The sequence below is a fragment of the Methylibium sp. T29 genome (assembly GCF_000576205.1).
Taxonomy (GTDB): Bacteria; Pseudomonadota; Gammaproteobacteria; order Burkholderiales; family Burkholderiaceae_C; genus Methylibium; species Methylibium petroleiphilum.
This window is the reverse complement of sequence record NZ_AZND01000291.1, coordinates 1-3,766: the sequence shown is the minus strand read 5'-3', so window position 1 is coordinate 3,766 and position 3,766 is coordinate 1. Positions and strand designations below refer to the sequence as shown.

Annotated in this window: 5 protein-coding genes; 1 reads left to right on the top strand and 4 read right to left on the bottom strand. The window is 72.0% G+C overall.

All coding sequences use genetic code 11. The features are described from left to right. Window positions 1–458: (2Fe-2S)-binding protein (locus x551_RS19600; RefSeq protein WP_036250422.1), on the bottom strand; the 458-nt coding region annotated here is incomplete at its 3' end. A gap of 16 nt (window positions 459–474) precedes the next feature. Then, window positions 475–1,233 (bottom strand): class II glutamine amidotransferase, encoded by a 759-nt coding sequence (locus x551_RS19595; RefSeq protein WP_036235940.1) that lies wholly within the window; start codon window positions 1,231–1,233, stop codon window positions 475–477. A gap of 200 nt (window positions 1,234–1,433) precedes the next feature. On the opposite strand from x551_RS19595, the gene x551_RS19590 reads away from it, so the two are divergent. Continuing rightward, window positions 1,434–2,711 carry a putative zinc-binding peptidase gene (locus x551_RS19590; protein ID WP_036235937.1) on the top strand — a complete coding sequence of 426 codons (1,278 nt, stop codon included), beginning with the start codon at window positions 1,434–1,436 and terminating at the stop codon, window positions 2,709–2,711. Here the strand turns inward: x551_RS19590 and x551_RS19585 are convergent. Together x551_RS19585 and x551_RS19580 are read right to left on the bottom strand one after the other, a co-directional pair. Then, window positions 2,665–2,943: a DUF3567 domain-containing protein gene (locus x551_RS19585; RefSeq protein WP_011831203.1), complete on the bottom strand. Its 279-nt coding sequence runs from the start codon at window positions 2,941–2,943 to the stop codon at window positions 2,665–2,667. The genes x551_RS19590 and x551_RS19585 overlap by 47 nt on opposite strands. A 78-nt stretch (window positions 2,944–3,021) precedes the next feature. Further along, window positions 3,022–3,766, bottom strand: a 745-nt coding sequence (locus x551_RS19580) for a DUF3108 domain-containing protein (RefSeq protein WP_152543598.1), incomplete at its 5' end; no start/stop codon positions are given.

Genomic DNA, 3,766 nt, shown 5'->3' with positions numbered 1-3,766 from the left:
GCCAGTGCCGCCGCGGCCGTGTGGATGGCGGCACGCACGCGCGGGTAGGTGCCGCAGCGGCAGAGGTTGGTGAGGGCCGCGTCGATGTCGGCATCGCTCGGCCGCGGCTGGCGTTCGAGCAGCGCCGCGGCGGCCATCAGCAGGCCGCTCTGGCAGTAGCCGCACTGCGGCACCTGGTGCAGCACCCAGGCGCGCTGGAGCGCATGCGGCCGCTCGGCGCTGCCCAGGCCCTCGATGGTCTGCACCGCCCTGCCGCCGACCGCGGACAGCGGCGTGACGCAGGAGCGCGCAGGCACGCCGTCGAGCCGCACGGTGCAGGCGCCGCAGGCCCCAATGCCGCAGCCGTATTTGCTGCCGGTGAGCTGCAGCACGTCGCGCAGCACCCACAGCAGCGGCATCGCCGGGTCGACGGCCTCGTCGGGCAGCGGCACGAAGTGGCCGTTGATCAGCAGGTCCATCGCGTGGCGTGCCGGTTCAGGCGTCGAGCGCCTGCCCGTCCTGGAACACCCGCAGTTCGCCGGGTGCGAAGGCCTGCCAGTCCTCGTCGGCCGTCAGCGGTTCGGTGACGATGACCGCGACGCGGTCGTTCGGCGTGGTGTGCTCGGCGAAGTTCACCGTCAGATCCTGGTCCTGCAGCCGCGCGTGGCGGAACGGGTGCTGGCGCACCAGCCAGTGCAGCCGCGTGGCGCCGTGCGCCCACAGCGCGTCGCCGTTGCTGAGCAGGAAGTTGAAGCTGCCGTGGCGGGCCACCGGCGGCGCCAGCTCGCGCAGCGTCTCGGTCAGGTCGCGCACGCTCGGCACCGACGCGTGGTTCTTCGCCAGCTCCTGCAGCAGCCAGCAGAAGGCGCGCTCGCTGTCGGTGTCGCCGACCGGATGGAAGGCGGCGTGCAGCTTGGGGTGGAAGTCCTTCAGGTCGCCGTTGTGGGCGAACACCCAGTAGCGGCCCCACAGCTCGCGCACGAAGGGATGGGTGTTCTGCAGCGCCACGCCGCCCTGCGTGGCCTTGCGGATGTGCGAGATGACGTGCCGGCTGCGGATCGGGTAGCGCCGCACCATCTCGGCCACCGGCGAATCGTTGGCGCTGTGGTGGTCGACGAAGCAGCGCACGCCGGGGCCCTCGAAGAAGGCGATGCCGAAGCCGTCCTTGAGCTCGACCGCGCGCGTCGCGAAGCCGGTGAAGCTGAACACGATGTCGGTCGGCGTGTTGCCGTTCATGCCGAGCAGCTGGCACATGGGATGCGTGAAGAAGAGGGAGTGGAGACGCGGACGGACAGTATCGGCTTCTATCGCCTGCGCGGCCACGGCCGCGGCCGTGCGTGGGCCGCCGTGCAACAGATCGCTTCGGTGTGCAAGGCCTTGCACAACCGGCAACGGAACGGCCGCTGCATGACACACTCGTTCGCAGCGGCGCCCCCACGGCCGCGGAGCCCCTGATGACCGATCTTGCCGATCTGCCGACGAACCCGACCGACGCCGGCCTGCCGACGCCGCGCGTGCCGCGCAGCTACCGCTGCCGCTGCGGCCGGCCGGTGTTCTTCCGCAACAGCCTGTGCCACGGCTGCGGCGCCGCGCTGGGCTACGAGCCGCGGCGCGGGCAGGTGCTGGCCCTCGATCCGGGCCCCGAGGAGACCACCTGGCACGTGGAGGGCGACGCGCAGACGCTGTACCGGCGCTGCGGCAACTTCGACACCATCGCCGGCTGCAACTGGCTGGTGCCGGCCTCGGCGGACGGCCGCTTCCAGCCGCTGTGCCAGGCCTGCCGGCTCAACCGCACCATTCCCGACCTGACGCAACCCGACCATGCCGAGCTGTGGCGCCGCATCGAGCTGGCCCGGCGGCGCCTGGTGTCGCAGCTGATCTCGCTGGGCCTGCCGGTCGCGTCGCGCGTGGCCGGCGACGACCGGGACGCCGAACGCGGCCTGATGTTCGACGTGCTGGCGCCGCTGCCCGGCGCGCCCGCGGTGATGACGGGGCATGCCAGCGGCCTGATCACGCTGAATCTCGACGAGGCCGACGACGCGGTGCGTGAACGCATCCGCGCCGCGATGCGCGAGCCCTACCGCACGCTGCTGGGGCACTTCCGCCACGAGGTGGGCCACTACTACTGGGACCGGCTGGTGGACGGCACACCCTGGCTGGACGGCTACCGCGAGCTGTTCGGCGACGAGCGCGACGACTACGCCGCGGCGCTGCAGCGCCACTACGCCAACGGGCCGGCGCCCGACTGGGCGCAGCGCCACGTGAGCAGCTATGCCAGCACGCACCCGTGGGAGGACTGGGCGGAGACCTGGGCGCACTACCTGCACATGGTCGACACGCACGACACCGCGCTCAGCTTCGGCCTCGACGCCCGCACGGTGGCGATCGAGATCGAGCCCTTCGGAGCCGACGTGCTGTGGCGCCCCGACGATCCCGGCGCCGCCCACTTCCTGGGCTTCGTCAACGAATGGGTGGCCCTGACCAGCGTGCTCAACGAGCTGTCGCGCAGCATGGGCCAGCACGACTTCTACCCCTTCGTGCTGCCACGGCCGGTGGTGGCGAAGCTGCAGTTCGTGCACCTGGTGGTGCAGGCGGCGGCGGCCGAGCCGCAGAGCGCGGCGCCCGCGAAGGAACCGCTCGCTGCGACCGACGCCGAAGCCGCCGTGCCTCCGGAGGCGCCCGCCGTCAGTGCAGCACCAGCGGCTGCTGCATCAGCGCCGCGTAGCGACTGACATAGGCGTCGATCTCCTCTTCGGACGGCGAGGTCTCGATCAGCGCGTCCACGCCCTCGCGGAAGCTCGCGGCCAGGGCGCCCTCGATGAAGATCTCCTTGCGCGCGAACTTGTCGACGATCTCGTAGCCGCCCCGCGTCAGCCCGGGCACGCCTTCGCGGACGTCCGGTTCCTCGGACGCCACCTCGAACTGCACCACGGCGAAACTGTCGGAGTTGTAGAGCATCTGCATGGACTTCCCCTTTGAGGGCCAGGTGATGGGGCTGACGCAAATTTCAAGCCAGGAACCCCATCGCCTGCAGGGTTCGACTCAGTTCACCCGCAGCAGTTCAAACGCGTCGCTGCTGCCGTCGGTGAGGCGGGCGCGCACCGGCAGGTACTGGCGGGCCGGGTCGAGCCAGAACTCGGCGCGGGTGTCCTGCGGGCCCTCGGGCTCGCGCAGGAAGCGCAGTGCACGCACGCTGCCGGCCGGCGTGTCGACCGACTGCAGGCCCTCGAAGCGCAGCGACCAGACGTGGGCATCGCCACGCGCCCCGACCACCCGGATCAGGAAGTGCTCGCCGGCCGGCGGCGGCTTGCTCCAGGCGTTGGCGATGGCCGCGAGCTGCAGCATCACGCTCAGGCGGTCCTGCACGCCGGGCGTCACCGGCTGCTCCGGGCTCTGCCCAGAGAAGCTGATCACCCCGGCGCCGCGCTGGAAGCTGGCCGCCTGCTCGGCACGCCGCAGCCGCTTGTCGGTGTAGCGCTCCGGCGCCAGGCCGGCGGCGTCGAAGCCGCCGCGGCTGGTCTGCGTGATCAGCGTGCCGATGATCGGCACCCGGCCCTCGAGCCGCAGCACATAGCCGCTGCCCTGCGGTCGCCAGTCGATCTCGCCGCTGCCGGTGATGGCGCCGCGGCTGAGGCGGTAGTCGACCCTGGCCGCGGCCGGGATGCGGGTGCGGTAGGTCGGCGGTGCAGCGTCGCCACCGGTCGCCGCCACGGCGGGTGCCGTGGTCGCAACAGCCAGCAGCAGGTCGTCGGGCAGCGCGGCGGGCGCGGCTTCGTCCTTCGCCTCG